The following is a 24,984-nucleotide window of genomic DNA, read 5'->3' as shown; positions in this document are numbered from 1 at the left end:
CCCGAGATCTGCACCGACGAGATCTTCGCGTTGCCTCCATTCCTCCGTCCGATTGTCATCGCTGGCCAGCCGTGACATGCGTGGAAAATTGACCCAATGTTGGACGAGATCGTGACTGTCGAAGACCGCATCCGTGCGCTGCCTTGCTGGACCGGCAGCATCGACATCGCGCCGCTGCCGGGCGGGCTGAGCAATGCCAATTATCTGGTCAAGGACGCGGCCGGGCGGCACGTCGTGCGGCTCGGCCAGGACTATCCGTTCCACCATGTCTTTCGCGAGCGCGAGATGATGACGGCGCGGGCAGCGCACGCGGCAGGCTTCGCTCCGGCCGTCCATTACACTGGACCCGGCGTCATGGTGACGGAGTATCTCGGCGCCAAGGCCTATGTCGCGCAGGACGTGCGCGCCGATCTCGGCCGCGTTGCCGCGTTGCTGCGCGGTTTCCACCGGGAGATGCCCGGTCATGTCTCCGGCGCCGGCTTCATGTTCTGGGTATTCCATGTCATTCGCGACTATGCGCGCACGCTGGAGGAAGGCCGCAGCCGCAAGCTGGGCGAACTGCCGCGCCTGCTGACGCTGGCGGACGAGCTCGAGCGCGCGCAAAAGCTGCTGCCGATCGTCTTCGGCCATAATGACCTCTTGCCGGCTAACATAATCGACGACGGTCACAGGCTGTGGCTCATCGATTTCGAATATGCAGGCTTCAACACCGCGATGTTCGACCTTGCCGGCGCGGCGTCGAATGCAGGCATGAGCGACGAGGAGTCCTTCGCCTTCCTGACCGCCTATTTCATGAAGGAGCCGGACCCGGCGATACGGCGCTCGCACGCCGCCATGCAATGCGCGTCGCTGCTGCGTGAGGCGATGTGGGGCATGGTTTCCGAGCTTTACCTCGACGCGCCCGGTGTCGACTACGCCGCCTACGCCGACGAAAACCTGGCGCGGCTCGAAGCCGCCCTGGAAAACTACAGGACAAAATACGGGACGCGGACATGACCTTGCCCGCCCAGGCCGCGATCGTCGTCATCGGCGGTGGCATCATCGGCTGTTCGACGGCCTATCATCTGGCGCGCGACCACAAGGCCGAAATCGTGCTGCTCGAACAGGGCAAACTGACCTCGGGTTCGACCTGGCATGCTGCCGGGCTGGTCGGCCAGCTACGCTCGTCGGCGTCGATCACGCGCGTGCTCAAATATTCGGTCGATCTCTACAAGGGGCTGGAAGCCGAAACCGGCCTCGCCACCGGCTGGAAGATGACTGGCTGCCTGCGCCTCGCCACCAATGGCGACCGCTGGATCGAGTATAAGCGGCTGGCAACGACGGCTAAGAGCTTCGGCATGGACATGCATCTGCTGTCGCCGGCCGAGGTCAAGGAAATGTGGCCGCTGCTGGAAACCGGCGACCTCGTCGGCGCGTCCTGGCTGCCGACCGACGGTCAGGCAAGCCCTTCCGACATCACCCAGTCGCTGGCCAAGGGTGCGCGCATGCATGGCGCAAAATTGTTCGAGGAGGTGCGAGTCACCGGCTTCGAAATGAGAGACGGCCGGATCACCGCGGTAAAGACCAGCAAAGGCGATATCGCCTGCGACAAGGTGGTGAACTGCGCCGGGCAATGGGCGCGGCAGGTGGGTGCGCTCGCCGGCATAAACGTGCCGCTGCAGCCGGTGAAGCACCAGTACATCATCACCGAAAAGATTGATGGCCTGCCGACCGACGCGCCGACAATTCGCGACCCCGATCGCCGCACCTATTTCAAGGAGGAGGTCGGCGGGTTGGTGATGGGCGGCTACGAGCCGAACCCGCAGGCGTGGACGACCGGTCTGCCAGGCGGCGATGTGCCGGACGATTGGGAGTTCCGGCTGTTCGACGATGATTACGATCATTTCGAGCAGCATATGAGCCAGGCGATCGAGCGTGTCCCGGCGCTCGCCAATGCCGGCGTCAAGCAGATGATCAACGGGCCGGAGAGCTTTACGCCGGATGGCAATTTCATCCTCGGTGTGGCGCCGGAATGCGCCAATATGTTCGTCGGCGCCGGCTTCAATGCCTTCGGCATCGCGTCCGGCGGCGGCGCCGGCTGGGTGCTGGCGCAATGGGTCGTCGACGGCGAGGCGCCGCTCGATCTGTGGGTGGTCGACATCCGCCGCTTCTCCGATCTCCACCGCGACCGGCAATGGGTCCGCGACCGCACGCTGGAAGCCTATGGCAAGCACTACACGATCGGCTTCCCGCATGAGGAATATGTCAGCGGCCGGCCGCGCATCGTCTCGCCTTTGTACGAGCGGCTGCAAAAACATCGCGCCGTGTTCGGCTCGAAACTTGGCTGGGAGCGGCCGAACTGGTTCGCGCCGGAAGGCATCGAGCCGAAGGACGTCTATTCGATGGGCCGCCAGAACTGGTTCCCGGCGGTTGGCGACGAGCACCGCCACGTGCGCGAAAAGATCGGTATTTTCGACCAGTCGTCTTTCGCCAAATGCGAAGTGACCGGAGCCGACGCGCTGAAGGCGCTGGACTGGATCTGCGCGAACGACGTCGCCAAGCCGGTCGGCCGGCTGACCTACACGCAGCTTCTCAACACGCGCGGCGGCATCGAGGCCGATTTGACCGTGGCGAGGCTCGGTGAGGAAAAATTCTACATCGTCACCGGCACCGGTTTCCGCACGCATGATTTCTCCTGGATTGCCGATCATATCGGCAGGGAGTTCGACGTGACGCTGACCGACGTCACGGAGGATTTCGGCACATTGTCGCTGATGGGGCCGCGCGCCCGTGACGTGCTGTCAGCGGTGACCGATGCCGACGTCTCGAACGCCGCCTTTCCGTTCGGCCATGTTCGCGAGATCGCCATTGCCGGTCACGCCGTCCGGGCACTGCGCGTCACCTATGTCGGCGAACTCGGCTGGGAACTGCATGCGCCGATCGCGGCGACGGGCGAGGTTTTCGACGCGCTGATGACGGCGGGCGCTGTCCACGACATTCGCCCGGTCGGCTATCGGGCGCTGGAATCGCTGCGGCTGGAAAAGGGCTACCGCGCCTGGGGCGCTGACATTACACCCAACGACACGCCGCAGGAGGCCGGCCTCGGCTGGGCGGTGAAGCTCAGGAAGAACACCGATTTCCTCGGCCGGCGGGCGCTTGAAAAGCTCGATGGCTCGACGCTCGGCAAACGCTTTGCCGGCTTCACCGTCGATGATCCAGAGGTCGTGCTGCTCGGGCGCGAGACCATCCTGCGCAACGGCGAGGCGGTCGGTTATCTCACCAGCGGCGGCTATGGCTACACCATCGGCAAGAACATCGGCTACGGCTATGTGCGCAATGCCGATGGCGTCAACGATGATTTCCTTACCTCCGGCAACTACGAGCTGGTGGTGGCAATGGAACGGACGCCGGCTAAGATACACCTCGAGCCGCTTTACGATCCGGCAGGAGCAAAGGTGAAGGCATAGAGCCTTCCGGTTTCAGCCTCAGTTCACGATGAGCACCAGCCCCCGGCTCGGCACGGTATCGGCCTCGCCTGGCATCGAAACATAGGGCGGCGTCTCTTCGGCGCGCGTGACGGTGCCTTGCGCCTCGAGCTCGGCGATCCGCGCGGCAAACCCGGCATCCCACAGCGTGTTCTTCACTGTCAGCACGATCACCCCGCCCGGCCGGCAGATGCGGATCAGCTCGTCCAGACCCTCGGCCCCGACATGGCCGGACGTGAAGACGCCGGCTGAGATGATCCCGGCATAGGCGTCGTCCACGAAGGGCAGCGGTCCGCCAAGCGCCAGGCAGTGCAGCGCTGAATAGACGCCCTTGCGCGCGGCTTGCGCCAGCATGCCTTCCGAGATGTCGAGCGCCTCGACCTGCGGATAACCGGTAATGGCAAGCCATTCGCCGATGAGCCCGGTGCCGGCGCCGGCATCGAGCAGAGGAGCGGCGCCGCGCGCCAGATGGCGGGCCAGCAAGGCAAGGCAGATGGTCGGATGGCGATAGCCAGCCGCCGACATGTCGGCGTCATAGGTGCCGGCCCACCTGTCGTAAAGAGCCGCGACGTCTTCCGGCCGCTTCGCCGCATAGGCTGCGGCGAGTGCGCTCTGCTGATTGCTGTCCGTCATCGCTTTCCGTCGCCTGGTATCGATCCGCAACGCGATCATAGCCAAACGGCGAAAACTGTGGAACCGTCGTCGTCCCAATAACACGGGGAAAGGAGCGAAATCCATGGCGGACGACCGGGCGCGCGCCGCACTTGTGGCCATTCCGATGCTGGCCGGCTATGACGGCCCTCTGGAACGGCTCGGCGGTCTCACCAACCTCGTCTTCAGCGGTAAGGATTTCTGCCTGCGTATCCCCGGCAAGGGTACCGAGGAATACATCAACCGTGCCAACGAGGCAGTGGCGGCGCGGGAAGCGGCGAAGGCCGGCGTCAGTCCCGATGTGCTGCATGTCGATGCCGAGACCGGCGTGTTGGTGACCCGCTTCGTTGCCGGTGCCGAGACGATGTCACCGGGAAAGTTCAAGACTCGGCCGGGCAGCCCGGCACGCGCCGGCAAGGCCTTTCGCAAACTGCACACATCCGGCGCGGTGTTCCCCTCCCGCTTCGAGCTGTTTGCGATGATCGACGACTATTTGAAAGTGCTGTCAACCAAGGACGTCGCCCTGCCTGGCGGCTACCACGATGTGGTCCGCGAGGCGGAGGCAGTGCGCTCAGCACTTGCGGCTCAACCTCTGCCGATCGTCGCCTGCCACTGCGACCCGCTCTGCGAAAACTTTCTCGATACGGGCGACAGGATGTGGATCGTCGACTGGGAATATTCCGGCATGAACGATCCGCTCTGGGATCTCGGCGACCTCTCGGTCGAAGGGCAATTCGACGAGGCCCAGGACGAAGAAATGATGCGCGCCTATTTCGGCGGCGAGCCGAGACCGGCGGAGCGCGCCCGCATCGTCATCTACAAGGCAATGTGCGACCTGTTGTGGACGCTCTGGGGCTTGATCCAGCTTGCCAACAAAAATCCGGCCGACGACTTTCGCGCCTATGCCGACGGCCGGTTTGCGCGCTGCAAGGCACTGATGGAGATGCCGGAATTTTCGCGGCATCTCGCGGCAGCGCGCCGGGGTTAATTCACGCCCTTTGGCACGTTTTCGGGCGGTACCGTGTCGACCACCTTCTGGCGGTGGAAGATGAACAGGCCGGCCAGCACGACGATGGCCGAGCCGATCAGGATGCGCTGCCCAGGCACATCGCCGAAGAAGGCCAGGCCGAAGACCACTGCCCACAACAGCAGGCTGTAATGCAGCGGCGCCAAGGTCGAGGCCGGCGCCAGCTTCAACGCCCGGGTGATCATCAGGTGCGCGCCGCAGGAGACGACGCCGAGAAGCAGCATGGCGCCGAAATCGAGCGATGACGGCGTCTTCCAACTGCCTATGGTCAACGCAGCGCCGACCAGCAGCGTGCCGATGGTTTGCCAGGTGACCAGCGAAGTGTCGCTGGTGCCGCGCAGCCGCCGGTTGAGGATGATGGCGAAGGCAAATGAAATGCTGCCGGCGAGCGCGAACATCGACGACAGGGAGAACGCGGCCGAGGATGGCTTCAGCATGATCAGCACGCCGCAGAAACCGACCAGGATAGCCGCCCAGCGGCGCCAGCCGACCCTTTCGCCGAGCAGGAAGTGCGACAGCGCCGCGACATAGATCGGCCCGGCCATGTAAAAACTCATCACATCGGCGAGCGGCAGATAGACGACCGCCGCGTAGAACAGCGCCGTGTCGAGCGTCGTCATCACCACGCGAAGCAGCTGCAGCTCCGGCCGCTCCATGCGAAACAGCTTGGCAGCACCCTGATGTGCAATCATCGGCCCGAGTATGAAAAACGCGCCGATCGAGCGGATCAGCACGACCTGGCCGACGGAAAAACTGGCGACCAGCCACTTGCCCATCGCGTCGTTCAGCGCAAACAGGAAGTCGCCGGCGAGCATCAGCAGGATGCCGGCCAGCAGCACGTTCATGATCGTTGAGTACTGGGCTGCGGGCTGCGCCATTCCGTTACCGGTTCTCGCCGTGGGGTACGGTGACCCGCGTCGTAGGCGCAAGCTGCGGCCATGACGAGGCGAAAATCGAGAATTCGGTAAGACCAGCGCCGGAAATCGGCTGGACTAATGCATGTCGCGCAAAAGTGTGCAGCGGTTTTGCGATAACGACACGCTAAAAACAAGACCTTAAAGCGCGTCGCGTGGGTCCGTTCAAACGCGACGCGCTTTAAGCGTGGCGCCGGTTCACCGTGCCCGGCCTTCCGGCGATCGAAAGCCGCGTGTCCTGCCGGCTGCGCTCGGCCACCACCTTGCCCCTGGCGATGACGCAGAGGCGCTCTGGGCGCAGCCGCAGGGCCTCGACTGGGTTGCCGGCATCGAGAACGACCAGGCTGGCGCGCTTGCCGACCGCCAGGCCAAGGTGGTCGAGGCCCATGATGGCGGCATTGACGTTGGTGACCATATCGAAGCAGCGCGCCATCTCGGCCGGGCTCGACATCTGCGCGACATGCAGGCCCATGAAGGCGACGTCGAGCATGTCTGCAGTGCCCAGCGAATACCAGGGGTCGAGCACGCAATCCTGGCCCCAGCCGACGCGGATGCCTTGCGCCAGCATCTCCTTGACCCGCGTCAGTCCGCGGCGCTTGGGAAAGGTGTCGTGGCGGCCCTGCAGCATGATGTTGATCAGCGGATTGGGGATCGCCGAAACGCCGGCCTCGGCAATCAGCGGCAATAGCTTCGAAACGTAGTAATTATCCATCGAATGCATCGATGTCAGGTGCGAGCCGGCCACTCTGCCCTGCAACCCGAGCCGCTGCGTCTCATAGGCAAGCTGCTCGATGTGGCGCGACAGCGGATCGTCGGTCTCGTCGCAATGCAAGTCGACCATCAGGCCGCGCTTCGCCGCGATTTCGCAGAGCTCGGTGACGGAGCGCGTGCCGTCGGCCATTGTGCGCTCGAAATGCGGAATGCCGCCGACGACATCGACGCCTATGTCGAGCGCCCGAATGGTGTTGTCGCGCGCCGTCGGCGAGCGGTAAAACCCGTCCTGCGGGAAGGCGACCAGCTGCAGGTCGATATAGGGGCCAACCGTCTTCTTCACGTCGAGCAGCGCCTCGACCGCCAGCAGGCGGTCGTCGCAAACATCGACATGGGTGCGGATGGCGAGCAGGCCCATCGACACCGCCCAGTCGCAATAGGCGAGCGCACGGTCGCGCACCGCTTCGTGGGTCAGAAGCGGCTTCAACTCGCCCCAAAGCGAGATGCCTTCGAGCAGCGTGCCCGAGACATTGATGCGCGGAATGCCGAGCGAAAGCGTGGCGTCCATATGGAAATGCGGATCGACGAAGGGCGGCGAGACCAGATTGCCATGGGCATCGATCGCCGTGCCGGCGCTGACGTTCAGCTCGGGCTCTATCGCTGCGATCGTTTCGCCGACGATGCCGATATCCGCGATCCTGCCGTCGGGCAGCATCCCGCCGCGCACCACAAGGTCAAAATCCATCTAGCGCCACCTCGTTCAAAAAAGCCGTTTCTTTCCATGCAGCGTGCTGCCGCAAGGCGGAACCTTCAGGCGCGGCCCTTCCCTTCTTCCCTTGTGGAAGAAGGTGGCCGCGAAGCGGCCAGATGAGGGGTGTTCCAGCTTGGCGCCGGCGGCACTCCGTCCAGCACCCCTCAACCGTCTTGGCGCTGCGCGCCAATCCACCTTCTCCCACAAAGGGAGAAGGAAAAGCCTCTATTCCGGCACGTACCGCACCGCCCCCTTGGCGGCACTTGTCGCCATCGCCGCATAGGCGCGCAAGGCCGTCGTCACCTTGCGCTTGCGCTTTTCTTCGGGCTTCCAGGCAGCCGTTCCCCTGGCCTCCATCGCGGCGCGACGGGCGATGAGTTCGGCGTCGTCGACAGCAAGCCTGATGGTGCGGTTGGGGATATCGATCTCGATCGTGTCGCCTTCCCTGACCAGCCCGATCAGACCGCCTTCCGCGGCTTCCGGCGAGACATGGCCGATCGACAGGCCGGAGGTGCCGCCGGAAAAACGACCGTCGGTGATCAGTGCGCAGGCTTTGCCGAGACCTTTCGACTTCAAATAGCTGGTCGGGTAGAGCATTTCCTGCATGCCGGGTCCGCCGCGTGGCCCTTCATAGCGGATGACGACGACATCGCCGGCCTTGATCTCGTTCGACAGGATCGCCTTGACGCTGGCGTCCTGGCTTTCGAACACTCTTGCCGGACCGGTGAATTTCAGGATCGATTCATCGACGCCCGCCGTCTTCACGATGCAGCCATCGATTGCCAGATTGCCTTTCAGCACGGCAAGGCCGCCATCCCTGGAGAAAGGATGTTCGACCGAGCGGATGACGCCCTTCTCGCGGTCGAGATCGAGATCGTCCCAGCGGCGGTCCTGGCTGAACGCGACTTGCGTCGGCACGCCGCCGGGTGCCGCCAGGAAGAAATCGCGGACATTCTGGCTGGTGGTGCGCGAAATATCCCAATGATCGAGCGCTTCGCCGAGGCTTGCGGCGTGCACCGTCGGCAGGTCGCGGTTGATCAGCCCGGCGCTATCCAACTGGCCGAGGATGGCCATGATGCCGCCGGCGCGATGGACATCCTCCATGTGGACGTCAGCCTTGGCCGGAGCCACCTTGCACAGCACCGGCACCCGCCGCGACAGCCGGTCGATGTCCTCCATGGTGAAGTCGACCTCGCCCTCATGTGCTGCGGCGAGGATGTGCAGGACCGTGTTGGTCGAGCCGCCCATGGCGATGTCGAGCGTCATGGCGTTCTCGAAGGCGCCCTTCGAGGCGATGCTGCGCGGCAGCGCGGTGTCATCGTCCTGCTCGTAATAGCGCTGGGCGAGATCGACGATCAGATGACCGGCCTCGACAAACAGCCGCTTGCGGTCGGCATGCGTGGCCAACGTCGAGCCGTTGCCGGGCAGCGAGAGGCCGAGCGCCTCGGTCAGGCAGTTCATCGAATTGGCGGTGAACATGCCGGAGCAGGAGCCACAGGTCGGACAGGCCGAGCGCTCGATGATCCTGACGTCCTCGTCGGACACCTTGTCGTCGGCGGCTGCGACCATAGCGTCGACCAGGTCAAGCGCCTGGGTCTTGCCGGCGAGCACCACCTTGCCGGCCTCCATCGGCCCGCCGGAGACGAAGACGGTCGGGATGTTGAGGCGCAGCGACGCCATCAGCATGCCGGGCGTGATCTTGTCGCAATTCGAGATGCAGACCATCGCGTCGGCGCAGTGCGCGTTGACCATGTATTCGACCGAGTCGGCGATCAATTCGCGCGACGGCAGCGAATAGAGCATGCCGTCATGGCCCATGGCGATGCCGTCATCGACGGCAATGGTGTTGAACTCCTTGGCAACGCCGCCGGCTTTTTCGATCTCGCGGGCAACCAGCTGGCCGAGATCCTTCAAATGGACATGGCCCGGAACGAATTGGGTGAAGGAATTGACCACGGCAATGATCGGCTTGCCGAAATCCGAGTCCTTCATCCCGGTGGCGCGCCACAGGCCGCGGGCGCCGGCCATGTTGCGGCCATGGGTGGTGGTGCGGGAACGGTAGGCGGGCATTGAACTGTCCTTGCTGTCTGCGTCGCGCCCAAAGGCGCGGAAAACCGGAATTAAGCCGCAGGCCTTATAGACGCCACACTCTGGTCTGGCCACAATTTTGCGCTGCGCCAGGGTGCGGAACGAGCGGCCAGCCAAAGACGCAGCCGGCCCAGACCGTAAAAAAGTCAGAGGTGCTGTCGGATCGGGTCTCGTTCGAGCGTCCTTGGGCAGACGGCGGAACCGGGCATCAATTGCCAGCCAGCCGTTTTGCGAGTGAAAACAAAGCCAAAACCAGCCCGAGGAGCAAGAGAATGCAAAAGATCACCCCCTGCCTGTGGTTCAACGATCAGGCCGAGGAGGCCATGAACCATTATGTCTCCATCTTCAAGAATTCGAAGGTGCTGAGCGTGATGCGCTGGCCCAAGGGCAGCGGCGATAATGAGGGCAAGGTGCTGATGGTCTCATTCGAGCTCGACGGCGTTCAGTTCCAGGCGCTGAACGGCGGGCCGCAATTCAAGTTCACCGAGGCGGTCTCGCTCTCCATCGACTGCAAGACGCAGGAAGAGGTCGACTATTTCTGGGACAGGCTCATCGCGGGCGGTGGCCAGCCCAGCCAGTGCAGCTGGCTGAAGGACAAATTCGGCCTCTCCTGGCAGGTCGTTCCCGAGCAGCTGCCCAGGCTGCTGCTGGACGCCGACAGGGAAAAGGCCGGCCGCGTGATGCAGGCGATGATGCAGATGAGCAAGATCGACATCGCCAAGATCGAAGAGGCAGCGAAAGGGTGAACGAACGCGATCTTTCCTTCGTGCCGGAGAAGGTGGATCGGCGCGCAGCGCCGAGACGGTTGAGGGGTGCTGGACGGAATGAGACGTTGGTGTTTCCTGGAACACCCCTTCCCTTCTCCCACAACAAGGGGAGAAGGGAAGGGGCGCATCAAGCCGCCCTGTCGCGGACCTGATAATCCTTGACCGCGGTGAAGCGGATCGCCTTCCAGCGCTCGGCCTCGTAGTTGAGCGAGAAGGCGTGCTGGGCGAGGAACACCGGATCGTTGTCGAGATCGCGCGCGATGTCGCCGCGATGCGCCTCGATGAAGCGCTGGAGTTCGGCCTTATCGTCGGCCGATATCCAGCGGCAGACGGAAAAGCGCGACATCTCGAAATCGACCGGCAGTGTGTATTCGAAGTTTAGCCGCTCCTTCAAGACGTCGAGCTGCAGGGCGCCGACGACGCCGACGATGGCTGGCGAGCCGTCCTCCGGCGAGAACAATTGCACGACGCCTTCCTCGGCCATCTGGTGCAGTGCTTCCTTGAGCTTCTTGGCTTTCATGGCATCGCCGAGGCGAACGCGGCGCAGGATTTCAGGCGCGAAATTCGGCACACCGCGAAACAGGATCTCCTCGCCTTCGGTCAGCGTGTCGCCGATGCGCAGCGTGCCGTGGTTGGGGATGCCGACGACATCGCCGGCGAACGCCTCGTCGGCCGTGACGCGGGTGCGGGCGAAGAAGAATTGCGGTGCCGACAGGCTCATCGGTTTTCCCGTGCGCACCAGCTTGGCCTTCATGCCGCGCTCGAGCTTGCCGGAGCAGACGCGGACGAAAGCGATGCGGTCGCGATGGTTGGGGTCCATATTGGCCTGGATCTTGAAGACGAAGGAGGTCATCTTGTCCTCGGTCGCCTCGACCTTGCGGCTGTCGGCCTCCTGCGCGCGCGGCGGCGGCCCGTAGGCGCCGAGCGCCTCGATCAGGTCGCGCACGCCGTAATTGCGCAGCGCCGAACCGAAATAGACCGGCGTCAAATGGCCCTCGCGGAAGGCATCGAGGTCGAGCGGGCGACAGGCCGCGCGCGCCAGTTCCAGCTCCTCGATGAAGGCCTCGCGCTCGTTCTCCGGCAACAGGCCGGCGACGCGGTTGGAATCGGGTCCATTGACCGGCGTGCGCTCCTTTTCGGCGTCGCCCTTGCGCACCGCGTTCAGCGCCAGATGGTAGGTCCCGGAAAAGGTCTTGCCGCGGCCGATCGGCCAGGTGATCGGCGCTGTATCCAGTGCCAGCTTCTGCTCGATCTCGTCGAGGATGTCGAATGGGTCTCGGCTTTCGCGGTCCATTTTGTTGACGAAGGTGATGATCGGGATGTCGCGCAGCCGGCAGACCTCGAACAGTTTCAGCGTGCGCGGCTCGATGCCCTTGGCGGCGTCGATGACCATGACCGCGCTGTCGACCGCCGACAGCGTGCGATAGGTGTCGTCGGCGAAATCCTCGTGGCCGGGCGTGTCGAGCAGGTTGAAGACGGTGTCCTCGTATTCGAAGGTCATCACCGAGGTGACCACCGAAATGCCGCGCTCGCGTTCGATCTTCATCCAGTCCGAGCGGGTCTGGATGCGGTCCTTCTTGGCCTTGACCTCGCCGGCAAGCTGGATGGCGCCGCCGAACAAAAGCAGTTTTTCGGTGAGCGTCGTCTTGCCGGCGTCGGGGTGGGCAATGATCGCGAAAGTGCGGCGGCGCGATACCGCTTGTTCGATGTCTTCAGCCAATTTCATGGAATCCTGTCTGTGGCGCGGGCTTCTAGCAGCGCTTTTCCAGCGTGTCGAACGGAAACACCGCTGATACCCCGGCAGCAGGTTCAGTCTCTGACGATAGCCGCCTGCGTGACCGAGCCAACGTCATCCAGGCGCATAACCAGCCATTCAGAGTCGATCGAAAAAAATCCTCTTTCCGAACCAAGAATATAAACCAGACTCCAGTCCTCGAAATAGTCCGTCTTCGGCGGCTCGCCGAGCATGGCAACAACTTCTGCCCGCGATTTCCCAACCAACGCCCCGGTCAGCACCAAACCGTCAGCGATGCGATGGCGTTTATGCAAAGGATCCAGCCAGTTGTCGTCCTGCCACCAAGATCGAACGAACGGCAGCGGGCCAAAGAAGACGGCATAGACAATGGCGGCTCCGGCTGCAGCAAAAACCAACCCTTTTATCCAGCGGCGCAAATGACCCTCATGTGATTGAGCTGAACGTTTCCAGTGAGGCGATCGTCATCGACCCGCTTCGAGAGCGGTCCCGGCAACGCCCTTGGTAAGTCTGTAGCATGGTGGCAATGAGGGCAAGAAGTCCTGGGCGTTTGAAGGTACACGGCCGTGAGCAAGAACATCATCGTCATTGGATCCGGCATCATTGGCGCCTCCATCGCTTGGCACCGGCAGAGCTAAGCTGTCGACCTCTCCGGCTGCCGCCGGTTCACGTCCCGACGTCAGGCCGATTCGGTCGCTCGGCTCTCGAAGGCCACCTCCGGAATCCACTCGGCAATTGTGGCGCCGATCCTGTCGGCATGGTCCTCCTGTAGATAATGCGCGCCGGGTCCGAGATCGATCAACCGGCAGTTCTTCAGGCCGGCCGCGAATTCCCGTGCCGCATGCGGCGAGACGAGGGCCCCCGGATCGCCTGAGAAAAGCAGCTTCGGGTAGGAGGAGAGCCGGAGCGCCCGATGGTCGTACTCGCTGATGGCAGCGACATCGGCGGGCTGGCCTTCAATCGGCAGGTCGCGCGGCAGCCGCAGGATCGGCTTGCGCGATTGGGGCGTCGGGAACGGTGCCCGGTAGGAGGCCATTTCCTCATCGCTCATCGTGCGCAGCACCGCAGCCGGAAGCACCTTTTCGACGAAGACGTTGTCTTCCAGGACAAGCTTCTCACCGACGCCAGGCGTGCGCATTGCCTTGAACAATTCGCGCGCCTGCGGACGCTGGTGAAAATCGTCCCAACTCTCGAAGGGGCGGATGAATTCCATGAAGGCGAGGCCGAGGATCCGCTGCGGCCGCCGGGCCGCGAGATGGAAGGCGAGCGCGGTGCCCCAGTCCTGCGCGACGACCACCACGTCACTGATGCCAAGCGTCTCGATGAAGGCGTCGAGATAGCGGACGTGGTCGAAGAAGCGATAGTCGATGTCCGGCTTGCCGGATTGGCCATAGCCGATCAGGTCGGGCGCAATGCAGCGGCCGAACGGCGCCACATGCGGGATGATGTCGCGCCAGATGTAGGACGACGTCGGGTTGCCGTGCAGGAATAGCACCGTCGGACCGGCAGTACCTGCCTCGACATAGGAGATGGTGGAATCGAGTACCGCGACTTCCGAGCGCGGCACCGTTGTGCGGGATTGCTGCTTTTCGAGTTTCGGGTTCATCGGATCAGCTCCTTTTTTACGAAGACTGTTTTGAAGACGATATTCTTGAAACGCTCGAGCGGTTCGGGACTGCGCTCCACCTTCATGCGCAGCATCGCGCCTTGCCAGGAACTCAACAGGAAATCGGCGAGGTCCTCGGCATCGAACGCGTCGGTGATGTCGCCAGCCGCCTGGCCCTCGGCGATGCATTCGGCAAAGGGCTTGCGCCAGCGTTCGAAGATGGCGACGAGTTGCAGCCTCAGCGCCTCACTGTGAGCCGCCGTCTCGAGGCTGAGATTGCCGATCATGCAGCCCCGTGCCCAATCATGCGCCTCCAGCTTCGACGTGATGATTTCGAGATAGCGGCGCAAGCGCCCGACCGGGGGTGTGCCGTCCCGGGCAAGGGCCTGCTCCGCCAAACCGCTCACATAGGCGAAATAGCGGTCCAGCACCTCGCCGGTGAACGCCTCCTTGGATGCAAAATGGTTGGTGAAGGACCCCGGACGGGCATCGGCCGCGGCGACGATGTCGCGTACGCCGGCGGCCGAATAGCCAGAGCTCCAGATGGTTTTGAAACCGGCGTCGAGAAGTTTTTCGCGAAGTGAATGTCTAGCCATTGCGATACAATACGTACGTACGTATTAAAGTCAAGAGGCATATTTGATATCGCGCGCTCTTGGCAGAACCCACGGGCAATGGCATCGCAGTGGTGGCGTTGGAACGAGGAGTGAAGCATGACAGCTGCGAAAGAAGTGATCGTCATCGGCGCCGGTATCATCGGCGCCTCCATCGCCTGGCACCTGACCAGGGCTGGAGCAAAGGTGACGGTCGTTGCCGGCAGCGGCGCCGGCGTCGTCGCGACACCGAATTCCTTTGCCTGGATCAATGCCAGCTGGGGTAATCCGCAGCCTTACTTCCGACTACGGACTCGATCGATGGCCGAATGGACGCGACTGGCGAACGAGGTGCCCGGCATCCCGTTGCAATGGTGCGGCGGCCTGTGCTGGGACCTGCCACGTCCCGAACTCGAAGCCTATGCGGCCGAGCACTCCGCATGGGGCTACGGCATCGAGCGTGTCGACCTTGCCGGAGCGGCCCGCATCGAGCCCAATCTGACCGAGCTTCCCGATTTCGCCCTTTATGTCGCCGAGGAAGGCGTTGCCGAGCCGGTCGCCGCCACGCAAGCACTGCTGGCCGACGCCGAACGGCGCGGCGCGCGAATTGTAGCCGGGACGACCGCGACCGCTCTGGTGCAAGCCAACGGCAGGCTTGCCGGCGTCGATACATCCGGCGGGCGGATTGCTGCCGACGAGGTGGTGATCGCGGCCGGAGCCGGCTCTCCGGCAATCGCTGCCACAGCCGGGATAGAACTGCCGATCGAAACGCCGCCCGGCCTGATCGTGCATTCGCGCCCCTACGAAAAGCTGCTCAACGGCCTGGTGATCGGCGACCGCCTGCATATGCGCCAGACGGCGGAAGGCCGCGTCATCGCCGGCTCGGATTTCGGCGGCGCCGATCCCGGCATGGATGCCCCGGCCACCGCCCGCGACCTGTTTGCGGCGATGAAGGCGATGCTGCGCGGCGCGGATGGGCTGGAACTCGATTTCCACACCATTGGCTACCGGCCGACCCCGGTCGATGGCTTTCCGATCATAGGCCGCGCCGAAGGCACGAGCGGCGTCTATGTTGCGGTCATGCATTCCGGCATCACGCTGGCGCCGGCCGTCGCCCTGTTCGCCGCCCGCGAAATCCTCGACGGCGAGCGCGATCCGCTGCTTGATCCCTACGGACTGGCGCGGTTTACTCAATAACCGGGCGGGCGGCGAAAGCCGCCGGCCAGCGGCTCGATTGCCCTGGCGATCCCGAGCAGGCGCCGCTCCGACCAGCGTTTGCCGACAAGCTGTAGTCCGATGGGCAGGCCGTCGCGATCTTGTCCGCAGGGCAGCGACAGTGCCGGATGGCCGCTGTAGTTGAACACCGCGCCATAGGCCGGCAGCATCCAGTAGCTTTGCGTCTTGCCGTCGACCCCGATCGGCGTTCCCGGCTCGCAATGCGGGAAGGCGGTGGCCATGGCGACCGGGCACAGCAAGGCGTCGCAGCCGTCGAAGAACCGTTCCCACGCCAGGATGGAGCGGTCGCGGCGGGCGAGCGCCTCGAACCAGCGCGAGACCGGCGTCGGCTTCTCCCGCGGTTCGGGCTGGGCCGCCTCCAGCATCATGCCGATCAGCGCACCGCCTTGCTCCAGGTCGTCGTGCAGGTCGAGCTTCGGCAATTTGGCATCCTCGACGATGGCGCCTGCCGACTGAAGCTCCTTTGCCAGACTTTCGACCGCCGCGCTGATCTCGCCGGCCACCGGAAAGCCCGGAAAGGACGGCGCGACGGCAATGCGCAAATTTCTGAGATCCAGCTCCGGCATGGTTTCGACCGGTACCGGCGCAAGGTCGGTATCGCTTCCATCCGGCCCGGCAATGAGGCCGTAGATCAGTGCCAGGTCCTCGACGCTGCGCGCCAGCGGTCCGAGGCAGGACATCAGCCGCACGCTGCGCGGCGCCCCGCCCGGGTCGGGGAAGGCGCCGGCGAGCGAGACGCGGTGCTCGGTCGGCTTGAGGCCGTAGACGCCACAAAAGGCGGCCGGCAGCCGGATCGAATCCTGCATGTCGGTGCCGACCTCGAACGGCGTCATACCAGTGCCGAGCGCCGCCGCCGCACCGCCGCTGGAGCCGCCGGCGGTGCGCTGGAGGTTCCAGGGGTTGCCGGTGCGGCCGAACAGTGGATTGTCAGACTGCCAGTCACCGAGCATCGTCGCCACGTTCGTCTTGCCCACCAGCACGCCGCCTGCCGCCTTCAGCCGGGCAACGACCGGACTGTCTGCCCTCGGAGCATAGTCGGCGAAGGCCGGGAAGCCGACGGTGGTTCTCATGCCGGCGGTTTCATGCGTGTCTTTCAGTGTGAACGGCACGCCATGCAGCGGCCCAAGGGCCTCGCCGCGCGCCTGCGCGTCGTCGGCTTTGACGGCGCGTTGCCGCGCACCGTCCCGATCGAGGGTTACGACGGCATTGACCGCCTTATTGTGCCTGTCGATCTGCGCCAGATGCTCGTCCAGCACCTCTATTGCGGAAACCGTACGGTCGCGGATGGCCGCGGCCAGTTTGGTGGTCGAGGAAAAGACGATATCCATGGTGAATGCTCCGGGCTATCGCGCCGCGATCCTCAAAATGGCGGATTGGCGCGTGGATACAAGCCTGGCTCGGCATTCGACGATGGCGGCGCTTGATCGGGATTGCGCTGCGGGGCCTGTTGAGGGTCGGCGCTGTCCAGCGGCCTCGCTGCGCTCGGTACCTCTGCGGCTTACCGTCCTCTGTTGTGCGTCCGCTCATAGAGCTCACGGATGATGCCGCTTGCCGTGGTCTCGAACAGAAACGGCAAGAAAGCATGAACGAGCGCGGCAAAGGCCGCCATGAACAATCGCGACGAGAACCATGCGGCGAAAGCCATGTGGCCGAAATAACTCTCGCCGACCGCGGCCGGGTGAGAGGTGAAAAGTCTTGCGAGCCGTGCGGTCATGTCGATCCCTCCTGCCGAAATGAAGAGCCGGCGATGAGTATACTGGCATGGGTGTTCGGTTCATCGGTCTCAAATTGTCCTTGTGAAAGGCTGAATTTTGGGACAAACATCCACATGGCGCCGGAAATCGACGAAATAGACCGGAGATTGCTGGCCGAGCTGCAACGCGACGGCACGCTGTCCGTCGACCAGCTCTCGGCAAGAATATCGCTGTCGCGCAATGCCTGCTGGCGCCGGGTGAAGCGGCTGGAGGAGGACGGCGTCATCACCGGCCGGGTGGCGCTGGTCGATGCCGACAAGCTTGGGCTCGGCCTTTCGGTGTTCATCCTGATCCGCACCTCCAACCACGATCCCGACTGGCTGCAAAGATTCCGGGCGGCGGTGACCGGCTTTGCCGAGATCACCGGCGCTTACCGCATGTCCGGCGATCTCGACTATGTCCTGCGCGCCCGCGTCGCCGATGTGAAGGCGTATGACCGGCTCTATCAACGGCTGATCGCCAAGGTGGCACTATCCGACGTTTCGGCCACCTTCGTCATGGAGGAGATCAAGGAGACCACGGTCGTTCCGATGGAACTGCGCTGAGGCGGAACCGCACTGAAAGAAAGCCGTTGATAGCATTGCCGCCGAGTTGACTGAGCCGGCGTTCGCGACGATAGGATCAGCCTCATGCGCGCAGCACTTTATCCCACCTCCGTCATCGGTCCGGCTGTCGGCTTCGTCAGGCTGCCGCATGGCGAGGGCTTGCCGCTTCCGGCCTATGAAAGCTCGGGCGCCGCCGGCATGGACCTGCGCGCCGCCGTCCCGGACGACAGGCCGCTTTTGATCCTGCCGGGAAAGCGCGCGCTGGTGCCGACCGGGCTGGTCCTGGAAATTCCGGAGGGCGTCGAAGGCCAGGTCCGGCCGCGTTCGGGCCTCGCCTTCAAGCACGGGCTCACCTGCCTCAACACGCCGGGCACCATCGACAGTGACTATCGCGGCGAGGTCAAGGTGCTGCTGATCAATCTCGGCGACGAGGATTTCGCGGTGACGCGGGGCATGCGGATCGCCCAGATCGTCTTCGCCCCGGTGACGCAGGCGACCGTCGAGGAGCGCACATTGGCTGGCGGTACGGCGCGCGGCTCGGGCGGCTTCGGATCGACCGGCACGGCCTGATGAAAATACCCAAGCTCGTCATCTTCGATTGCGACGGGGTTCTGGTCGACACCGAGAACCTGGCCAATCGGCGCCTCGCCGAATGGCTGACCGCGGCCGGCTTTCCGGCCAGCTTCGAATATTGCCGGAAGAATTTCTCCGGCCGCAGCATGGTCTCGGTGCAGAAGGAAGTCGAGGCGACCGGCGTCAGCCTCGGCGCCGATTTCGTCGAGCGCTGGAACGCCGGCCTGCCGGACCTGTTCGCGCATGGCGTCGAGGCCATCCCCTACGTTCGCGAGTTCATCGAAACCGTGCACGCCGCCGGCATCGCCACCTGCGTCGCCTCGTCGGCACGGGTATCGAAAATGCACATCACGCTCGGTCAGACCGGGCTGCTGCCGCTGTTCGAGCATGCGCTGTTCAGCTCGACCATGGTCTCGCGCGGTAAGCCGTTCCCCGACCTCTTCCTGCATGCGGCAGCGACGATGGGCTTCGCACCCGCCGACTGCATCGTCATCGAGGACAGCGTCGCCGGCACGGCAGCCGGCATCGCCGCCGGCATGCGCGTCTATTCCTACCACGGCGACCCGCTTTCCGACCGCGACGGGCTGATCGAAGCCGGCGGCATCCTGTTCGACGACATGCGTGAACTGGCCGGGCTGGTGCCGATCCACTGATCGCCTTTGCGCAGCCTGCATGCGCGCCCGATCTCAGACCGGGCGCGGCGCCCCAAGTACTCGGTCGACCGTGTCGCGTATGAGACTGCGCAGATTGGCCGGCCTGTCGAGATGACTGACGACAAGGAGCCCGTCGGCCGCCACCGTTAGCGCGTCCGCGGTGCGGTCCGGATCGGGATCTGCGTCGGCGATCAGCAAGTCCCTGAGGGTGCCCCACTTCCAGTGACGATGCTGATCGATCGCCTGGCGAACCGGGCTGCTGGGGTCCGGATATTCAGCAGCGGCGTTCTGAAACGGGCAGCCGCGGTAGCCCGGCTGATCCGCCGCGTCGGCGATGAGATCAAATATGGCAAGGATCATCTGGCGAGGTGGCCGGCCAAGGCTCGCGATTGCCGCCCGTCCTTCCTTGCTGAGCTCCTCGATATAGGCGCGGACGAGGTCGTCCTTGGCCGCGAAGTGATGATAGATCGTCGCCTTGGCAACGCCGGCCTCGGCGATGATGCGGTCGATGCCGACGGCACGGACCCCCTCCAGAGAAAACAGCGCGGTCGCCGTATCGACGATGCGGCGGCGCGCAAGACTTTCGGGACGATCGTTGATTCGGGCTGCGGACATGCCTTGACCGTATAGCAGACAGGTCTGTATACATCCACATGTAGACAGACAGGTCTACCTGCTAATAGAGGACCAGCGAACATGGCTTCGACAGTCAGGGAAATCATTCGTAGATGCTTCACCGGAAAGCGTATGGGCGACGGTGGGCGACTTCGCCGGCGGCGCCCAACGGATAGCCCCAGGCGTTTTCGTCGACTGCCGGGTGGATGAGGGCGACGTACGGGCCCTTACTTTCGCCGACGGCAAGATTGTGCGAGAGCGGCTCATCGCCCGCGACGAGCAGAGGCGGCGGATCGTGTGGGGATGGCTCGGCGACGAGGTCACCCACGATAATACCTCCATGCAGGTCTTTGCCGAGGGCGAGGGCCGGAGCCGCCTGGTCTGGATCCACGACACTCTGCCCGACGAACTCGGCGCGTGGCTCGCAGCCGCCATGGATCAGCTGGTGCCGGTTTTCCAGCAGACCCTGGCGAGCCAAGCCAAGCCAACATAGTGAGGCAACGCCAGGTGTTTCCTCTTGGTCGCAAAATGCTCTAGCTTGCGCGCGCCCGACATAACGAGCGCGCGCATGACCTTCTCCCTGCTTCGTTTCATCTTTGCCTGCCTGCTGCTGCCTTGCCTTTGGACGGCGGCCAGCGCCGAGGCCGTCAGTTTCCCGGAGCTCGGCAGCGCTGTCCCCGGCCACGGCGATGTCACCTATCTCGATCTCGCCAGGATGGTCATTCCCGATCTGACCGCGGACAAGAACGGTTTTTTTCGAGGTTCGATGCCGATCGAGATGCGCCACGTCGCTGGACCGGACTACGGCGGCTCGCCGCCGGCGACGTCGGGTCTTTCCAGCGGCGACGTGCTCGACATCAAGGCCGGCGGCAAGGACCGGCTGGCGATGCTGCTCGACCTCGGCGACTCGCCTGACAGCGCCGAGGGTTATGCCGTGCTGGCACTCTACGACATCACCGGCAAGCCGGCCTTGCTCGACGCGGTCAATGTCGCCGTCGACCGCAGCACCTACTTTCGCGATCCGGGCAAGCTGTCGATCGGGCCCGGCGATGACGCCATCATCAGCATGAGCATGCATTTCAATTCGAGCCAGGGCTATGGGATCACGCCGCTGATCATGGTCCGCAACGACAGGTTCGAGCTGATCGACATGATCTATACGTTCGACGAAAACCTCTGCACTCATAGGAGGACACAGAATGCGGCGTTCCAGGTGATCGCCGACGGCCAGCCCTATGCAGCCATCAAGGTCACGGTGACCGACGCGACGCTGCCGGGAGAAGAAAGCTGCGACGGCCAGCCGCCGCCACAGGCGTCTTCGCGCGACATCTCCGTCACCTATCATTGGGACAAAAATGCTTCGCGCTACGTCAAGGATTCCGACGCGCTGGATCGATTGGCAGATGACAACGCCAAACGCTTCTGAGCCAACCGCATTTGTTTGCCCGGCGCCTTCCGCCGGGCTAGAATTTGCCTCACATTCTGCACTGGAGGGGAGCATCCATGGACAAGGGCAAGATTTTTCGCGACCTGCATGCCTCGATCTTCGTCATGGCCAATTCCTGGGACGTCGGCACGACCAAGCTCTTGGCCTCGTTCGGCTTCAAGGCGCTGGCCACGACCAGCGCCGGCTTTGCCTTTTCGCGCGGCCTGCCCGATGGCGCGGTGACGTTCGAGGCGATGATCCATCATTGCCGTGAAGTGTCGGCGGCGACCGGGCTGCCGGTTTCGGCCGATCTCGAAAAGGGCAAGGGCGACAGCGCAACAAGTGCCGGCGAGACCATCTTCGCCGCCGAGGCGGCTGGCCTCGCCGGCTGCTCGATCGAGGACCATACCGGCGAGCCCGACAAGCCGATCTATGATTTCGCGCATGCCGTCGAGCGCGTCGCGGCGGCGGCGGAAGCGGCACGGGCACTGAAACGCGATTTCGTCTTCACCGCGCGGGCCGAGAATTTCCTGTGGGGCAAGCCCGACCTCGACGATACGATCAAGCGGCTGCAGGCCTTCGAGAAGGCCGGCGCCGACGTGCTCTATGCACCGGGGCTGGACGACATCGAGATGGTGCGAACCGTCTGCTCGGCGCTGACCAAGCCGGTCAACGTCATGGCCAGGCCCGGCTTCACCATCGCCGACCTGGCCATGGCGGGGGTAAAGCGCGTCTCGCTCGGTCCGTGGCTGACCAATTTCGCCTTCGGCATGCTGGAGACCGCGGCGCGCGAGATCCAGCAGGATGGCACCTTCGGCTTCACCCGCGCCGCCATGCCGTTCGGCAAGCTGCAGGCGCTGTTTGCCAAACCTTCCGCCTAGGTTGGGTCCGGCAAATGACCCTCACGGTCGTGGACATGCACACCGGCGGCGAGCCGCTGCGGATCGTCACCGGCGGCTACCCCGATATTCCCAAGGGCACGATCCTCGAAAAGCGTGCCTATGTGCGCGACCATCTCGATCATCTCAGAAAGATCCTGATGTTCGAGCCGCGCGGCCATTACGACATGTATGGCGCACTGCTGGTCGAGCCCGACCTGCCGGGCGCCGACCTCGCGGTGCTGTTCATGCACAATGAGGGCTATTCGACGATGTGCGGCCACGCCATCGTCGCGCTCGGCCGCTACGCCGTCGACGAGCGGCTGGTGGCGCCACGCGAGCCGCTGACGACCGTCAATATCGAGGCGCCATGCGGGCTGATTTCGACTGCAGTCGAGGTAAGGGATGGCAAGGCCGGCGCGGTGTCCTTCGAAAGCGTGCCGGCGTTTCTGTTCGTCGGCGACCAGCGGATCCAGCTGCCGGGCTATGGTCCGGTCGGCTTCGACATCGCCTATGGCGGCGCCTTCTATGCACTGGCCGACTGCCGCCAGTTCGGGCTGGAATTTGGCAGGAACCGGGTGCGCGATTTCGTCGATGCAGCGACCGCGCTGACTGATAAGCTGAAGGCCGAATTGCCGCTGTCGCATCCCGACCATGCCGATCTCGCCTTTCTCTACGGCACAATCCTGACCGACGGACAGGATGCGTTCTCCGATACGCCGACCAAAAACATCTGCGTTTTCGCCGAGGCCGAGGTCGACCGTTCGCCGACCGGCTCCGGCGTCACCGCGCGGCTGGCGGCCATGCACGCCAAGGGGCAAATCGAGATTGGCCGGGCGCGGCTGTTCGAGAGCATTGCCGGCTCGCGCTTTTCCGGCGCGGTCGTACGCACGGCCACAGCCGGGCCGCATGATGCCATCATCGCCCGCGTCGGCGGCCGCGCCTATTATTCAGGGCGGGCCGAATTCATCGTCGAGGACGATGATGAACTGGGGCGCGGCTTTCTGCTGCGCTAGCTCCCTTCCCGTGCCGAGATCGCCTTGTGCAGGTGCACCATTATGGCGGCGGCGAACAGCGGCGTCAGAAGGTTGAGCAGCGGCACGGCGAGGAAAGCGGCGACCACCAGCCCGGCCAGGAACACGGTGATCGAGTGCTTTCTGCGCAGCGCCTTGGCCTCGGCCTCCGGGCGAAAGCGCATGGCGGCGAATTCGAAGAACTCGCGCCCGAGCAGATAGCCGTTAACGACGAAGAAGGCGGCGATGTTGATGCCCGGCACCAAGAGCAGCAGCAGGGCGACGATATTGCCGAGGATGACGACGCCGAAGAAGCGGATCGCCAGCACCAGCGAGCGCAACGGCGGCACGGCGCGGCCGGGCGGGTCGTTTGGATAATCCGTGCGCTCGACCACTTCGGCGACGTCGTCGAGGAACAGGCCGGCGATGATCGCCGTCACCGGCGCGATGAGCAGCGCCAAGCCCAGCGCAAGGCCGATGCCGACGACGACGGCGCCCAGCCAACCGGCCCAGGAGGGTAGGGCGGGCAGCCATGCATCGATCCACGGCCAGGCCAGCCATTCGAACAGGCTCTTGATCCCGAACCAAAGCGCCGCCAGCGCCAGCAAGGTCAGCCCCAGCGTCTTCAGGAACACGGAACGGAATTCGGGCGAGAACAGCCGGCTCAAGGCGGCACGGGCGGCGTTGAGGATCACGGCGTTTCCAATTCCATGTCAAACGAGGCCATGGGCGATATTTCGGGATAGGCGGAGACAGGTCGCGAGACAAGCGCAAACCGCGATACGAAGCATCTGCGTTCTGCCCGGATTTATAACTCGCGGCCTAGGCAAAGCCGCATCAAACCGCTAGACCCGCCCGCGCCCGGCGTGGCAGAAAGCCGGTGGGTTTTTGGCGGAGACATGAATTGATGCCGGACTATGACGTGCTTTGTATCGGAAATGCCATCGTCGACATCATCGCCCAGTGCGACGAGGCGTTCCTGGAGACCAACGGCATCATCAAGGGCGCGATGAATTTGATCGACACGAGGCGCGCCGAACTGCTCTACAGCCGCATGGGCCCGGCCATTGAAGCCTCGGGCGGCAGCGCCGGCAACACCGCGGCGGGCGTCGCCTCCTTCGGCGGCCGCGCCGCTTTCTTCGGCAAGGTCTCCAACGACGCACTCGGCGAAATCTACGCGCATGACATCCATGCCCAGGGCGTCGCCTTCGACACCAGGCCGCTTAACGGCGAACCGCCGACGGCGCGCTCGATGATCTTCGTCACGCCGGACGGCGAGCGCTCGATGAACACCTATCTCGGCGCTTGCGTCGAGCTCGGCCCGGAGGACGTCGAGGCCGACAAGGCGTCGGGCGCCGCGGTCACCTATTTCGAGGGTTATCTGTGGGACCCGCCGCGCGCCAAGGAGGCGATCCGGCAGACGGCTAAGCTCGCCCACGCCGCCGGGCGCGAAGTGTCGATGACATTGTCGGACTCGTTCTGCGTCGACCGCTACCGCGACGAATTCCTCGATCTGATGCGCTCCGGCACCGTCGACATCGTCTTTGCCAACAGCCACGAGATCAAGTCGCTCTACCAGACCGCTTCATTCGACGAGGCGCTGGCCCAGATCCGCAAGGATTGCAAGATCGCCGCCGTCACCCGCTCGGAAAAGGGCTCGGTGATCGTGCGCGGCGACGAGACCGTGACCATCAATGCCACCAGGATCCGCGAGCTGGTCGACACCACAGGCGCCGGCGACCTCTATGCCGCCGGCTTCCTCTACGGCTACACGCAAGGCCGCAGCCTCAAGGATTGCGGCGATCTCGGCTCGCTGGCAGCCGGGCTGGTCATCCAGCAGATCGGCCCAAGGCCACGGCAGAATCTGCGCCGAGAGGCCGAGCAGGCAGGGCTTCTGTAGCGGCATCTCTTCCTTCTCCCCCTATGGGAGAAGGTGGATCGGCGCGCAGCGCCGAGACGGTTGAGG

At 64.1% G+C, this 24,984-nt stretch carries 25 protein-coding genes; 13 read left to right on the top strand and 12 right to left on the bottom strand.

The features are described 5' to 3' along the window. Positions 1-111 precede the first annotated feature (111 nt). On the top strand, positions 112-996 hold the full coding sequence (locus NKI41_RS03340) for a phosphotransferase family protein (RefSeq protein WP_023676353.1): 885 nt from the start codon (positions 112-114) through the stop codon (positions 994-996). After that, positions 993-3,446, top strand: coding sequence for a GcvT family protein (locus NKI41_RS03335; RefSeq protein WP_352681403.1), 2,454 nt, complete (start codon positions 993-995; stop codon positions 3,444-3,446). The genes NKI41_RS03340 and NKI41_RS03335 overlap by 4 nt, the downstream gene beginning before the upstream one ends. Before the next feature lie 18 nt (positions 3,447-3,464). Here the strand turns inward: NKI41_RS03335 and NKI41_RS03330 are convergent, their stop codons facing one another. Next, positions 3,465-4,097, bottom strand: a complete 633-nt coding sequence (locus tag NKI41_RS03330) for a class I SAM-dependent DNA methyltransferase (protein WP_352681401.1) — start codon at positions 4,095-4,097, stop codon at positions 3,465-3,467. A gap of 103 nt (positions 4,098-4,200) precedes the next feature. Between NKI41_RS03330 and NKI41_RS03325 the strand changes: the two genes are divergently transcribed. Then, the gene (locus tag NKI41_RS03325) at positions 4,201-5,103 is read left to right on the top strand and encodes a phosphotransferase (RefSeq protein WP_352681399.1); all 903 of its coding nucleotides are present in this window, start codon (positions 4,201-4,203) and stop codon (positions 5,101-5,103) included. Here NKI41_RS03325 and NKI41_RS03320 read toward each other — a convergent pair. The 3 genes from NKI41_RS03320 to ilvD form a co-directional block, all read right to left on the bottom strand. Further along, positions 5,100-6,020 (bottom strand): DMT family transporter, encoded by a 921-nt coding sequence (locus tag NKI41_RS03320; RefSeq protein WP_352681397.1) that lies wholly within the window; start codon positions 6,018-6,020, stop codon positions 5,100-5,102. The genes NKI41_RS03325 and NKI41_RS03320 overlap by 4 nt on opposite strands. 217 nt (positions 6,021-6,237) lie before the next feature. Continuing rightward, positions 6,238-7,512, bottom strand: coding sequence for an amidohydrolase family protein (locus NKI41_RS03315; protein WP_352681394.1), 1,275 nt, complete (start codon positions 7,510-7,512; stop codon positions 6,238-6,240). 231 nt (positions 7,513-7,743) lie between these two features. Then, entirely contained in the window at positions 7,744-9,588 is a 1,845-nt protein-coding gene (gene ilvD / locus NKI41_RS03310; protein ID WP_352681392.1) for a dihydroxy-acid dehydratase, read from the bottom strand. A gap of 290 nt (positions 9,589-9,878) precedes the next feature. Here ilvD and NKI41_RS03305 point away from each other — a divergent pair, with 290 nt between their 5' ends. Beyond that, a complete protein-coding gene (locus NKI41_RS03305) occupies positions 9,879-10,352 on the top strand; it encodes a VOC family protein (protein ID WP_352540429.1) in 474 nt (157 codons plus the stop codon). A gap of 148 nt (positions 10,353-10,500) precedes the next feature. Here NKI41_RS03305 and NKI41_RS03300 read toward each other — a convergent pair whose 3' ends face one another. From NKI41_RS03300 to NKI41_RS03285, 4 genes are all read right to left on the bottom strand, one after another. Continuing rightward, on the bottom strand, positions 10,501-12,099 hold the full coding sequence (locus NKI41_RS03300; RefSeq protein WP_502898805.1) for a peptide chain release factor 3: 1,599 nt from the start codon (positions 12,097-12,099) through the stop codon (positions 10,501-10,503). 83 nt (positions 12,100-12,182) lie between these two features. Then, positions 12,183-12,545, bottom strand: a complete 363-nt coding sequence (locus NKI41_RS03295; protein WP_352540430.1) for a hypothetical protein — start codon at positions 12,543-12,545, stop codon at positions 12,183-12,185. A 260-nt stretch (positions 12,546-12,805) separates the two neighbouring features. Continuing rightward, on the bottom strand, positions 12,806-13,732 hold the full coding sequence (locus NKI41_RS03290; protein ID WP_352681389.1) for a haloalkane dehalogenase: 927 nt from the start codon (positions 13,730-13,732) through the stop codon (positions 12,806-12,808). Further along, positions 13,729-14,328 carry a TetR/AcrR family transcriptional regulator gene (locus NKI41_RS03285; protein ID WP_352614617.1) on the bottom strand — a complete coding sequence of 200 codons (600 nt, stop codon included), beginning with the start codon at positions 14,326-14,328 and terminating at the stop codon, positions 13,729-13,731. The genes NKI41_RS03290 and NKI41_RS03285 overlap by 4 nt, the downstream gene beginning before the upstream one ends. Positions 14,329-14,445: 117 nt before the next feature. Between NKI41_RS03285 and NKI41_RS03280 the strand changes: the two genes are divergently transcribed. After that, positions 14,446-15,522: an NAD(P)/FAD-dependent oxidoreductase gene (locus tag NKI41_RS03280; RefSeq protein ID WP_352681387.1), complete on the top strand. Its 1,077-nt coding sequence runs from the start codon at positions 14,446-14,448 to the stop codon at positions 15,520-15,522. On the opposite strand, the gene NKI41_RS03275 is transcribed toward NKI41_RS03280, so the two are convergent. Together NKI41_RS03275 and NKI41_RS03270 are read right to left on the bottom strand one after the other, a co-directional pair. Then, a complete protein-coding gene (locus tag NKI41_RS03275; protein ID WP_352681385.1) occupies positions 15,516-16,889 on the bottom strand; it encodes an amidase in 1,374 nt (457 codons plus the stop codon). The genes NKI41_RS03280 and NKI41_RS03275 overlap by 7 nt on opposite strands. Positions 16,890-17,059: 170 nt before the next feature. After that, positions 17,060-17,275, bottom strand: coding sequence for a DUF6356 family protein (locus NKI41_RS03270; protein WP_352469961.1), 216 nt, complete (start codon positions 17,273-17,275; stop codon positions 17,060-17,062). Positions 17,276-17,389: 114 nt separating this feature from the next. Here NKI41_RS03270 and NKI41_RS03265 point away from each other — a divergent pair, with 114 nt between their 5' ends. The 3 genes from NKI41_RS03265 to NKI41_RS03255 all read left to right on the top strand — a co-directional run bounded on the left by NKI41_RS03265 (position 17,390) and on the right by NKI41_RS03255 (position 19,086). Continuing rightward, positions 17,390-17,860: an Lrp/AsnC family transcriptional regulator gene (locus tag NKI41_RS03265; protein WP_352681383.1), complete on the top strand. Its 471-nt coding sequence runs from the start codon at positions 17,390-17,392 to the stop codon at positions 17,858-17,860. A gap of 84 nt (positions 17,861-17,944) precedes the next feature. Next, the gene (gene dut, locus NKI41_RS03260; RefSeq protein WP_352448498.1) at positions 17,945-18,430 is read left to right on the top strand and encodes a dUTP diphosphatase; all 486 of its coding nucleotides are present in this window, start codon (positions 17,945-17,947) and stop codon (positions 18,428-18,430) included. Further along, complete coding sequence (locus NKI41_RS03255) at positions 18,430-19,086, top strand: HAD family hydrolase (RefSeq protein WP_352458656.1); 657 nt, start codon at positions 18,430-18,432, stop codon at positions 19,084-19,086. The genes dut and NKI41_RS03255 overlap by 1 nt, the downstream gene beginning before the upstream one ends. Positions 19,087-19,119: 33 nt before the next feature. On the opposite strand, the gene NKI41_RS03250 is transcribed toward NKI41_RS03255, so the two are convergent. Further along, positions 19,120-19,701, bottom strand: coding sequence for a TetR/AcrR family transcriptional regulator (locus NKI41_RS03250; RefSeq protein ID WP_352681381.1), 582 nt, complete (start codon positions 19,699-19,701; stop codon positions 19,120-19,122). A 28-nt stretch (positions 19,702-19,729) separates the two neighbouring features. Between NKI41_RS03250 and NKI41_RS03245 the strand changes: the two genes are divergently transcribed. The 4 genes from NKI41_RS03245 to NKI41_RS03230 all read left to right on the top strand — a co-directional run bounded on the left by NKI41_RS03245 (position 19,730) and on the right by NKI41_RS03230 (position 23,021). Then, on the top strand, positions 19,730-20,194 hold the full coding sequence (locus tag NKI41_RS03245; RefSeq protein ID WP_352681561.1) for an SRPBCC family protein: 465 nt from the start codon (positions 19,730-19,732) through the stop codon (positions 20,192-20,194). Between the two features lie 75 nt (positions 20,195-20,269). Then, positions 20,270-21,127 (top strand): hypothetical protein, encoded by an 858-nt coding sequence (locus NKI41_RS03240; protein WP_352681379.1) that lies wholly within the window; start codon positions 20,270-20,272, stop codon positions 21,125-21,127. Positions 21,128-21,204: 77 nt separating this feature from the next. After that, positions 21,205-22,008, top strand: coding sequence for an isocitrate lyase/PEP mutase family protein (locus NKI41_RS03235; RefSeq protein ID WP_352681377.1), 804 nt, complete (start codon positions 21,205-21,207; stop codon positions 22,006-22,008). Positions 22,009-22,022: 14 nt separating this feature from the next. Beyond that, positions 22,023-23,021, top strand: coding sequence for a proline racemase family protein (locus tag NKI41_RS03230; RefSeq protein ID WP_352681375.1), 999 nt, complete (start codon positions 22,023-22,025; stop codon positions 23,019-23,021). Here the strand turns inward: NKI41_RS03230 and NKI41_RS03225 are convergent. Beyond that, positions 23,018-23,713, bottom strand: a complete 696-nt coding sequence (locus NKI41_RS03225; protein WP_352681373.1) for a sulfate transporter family protein — start codon at positions 23,711-23,713, stop codon at positions 23,018-23,020. The two genes, NKI41_RS03230 and NKI41_RS03225, sit on opposite strands and share 4 nt — an antisense overlap. A gap of 212 nt (positions 23,714-23,925) precedes the next feature. Between NKI41_RS03225 and NKI41_RS03220 the strand changes: the two genes are divergently transcribed. Continuing rightward, positions 23,926-24,918, top strand: a complete 993-nt coding sequence (locus tag NKI41_RS03220) for an adenosine kinase (protein WP_352458263.1) — start codon at positions 23,926-23,928, stop codon at positions 24,916-24,918. The last annotated feature ends 66 nt before the right edge of the window (positions 24,919-24,984 follow it).

This window comes from Mesorhizobium sp. M0601 (assembly GCF_040320845.1).
Taxonomy (GTDB): domain Bacteria; phylum Pseudomonadota; class Alphaproteobacteria; order Rhizobiales; family Rhizobiaceae; genus Mesorhizobium.
The sequence above is the reverse complement of the archived record's forward strand: the minus strand, read 5'-3'. Positions and strand labels throughout refer to the sequence as shown.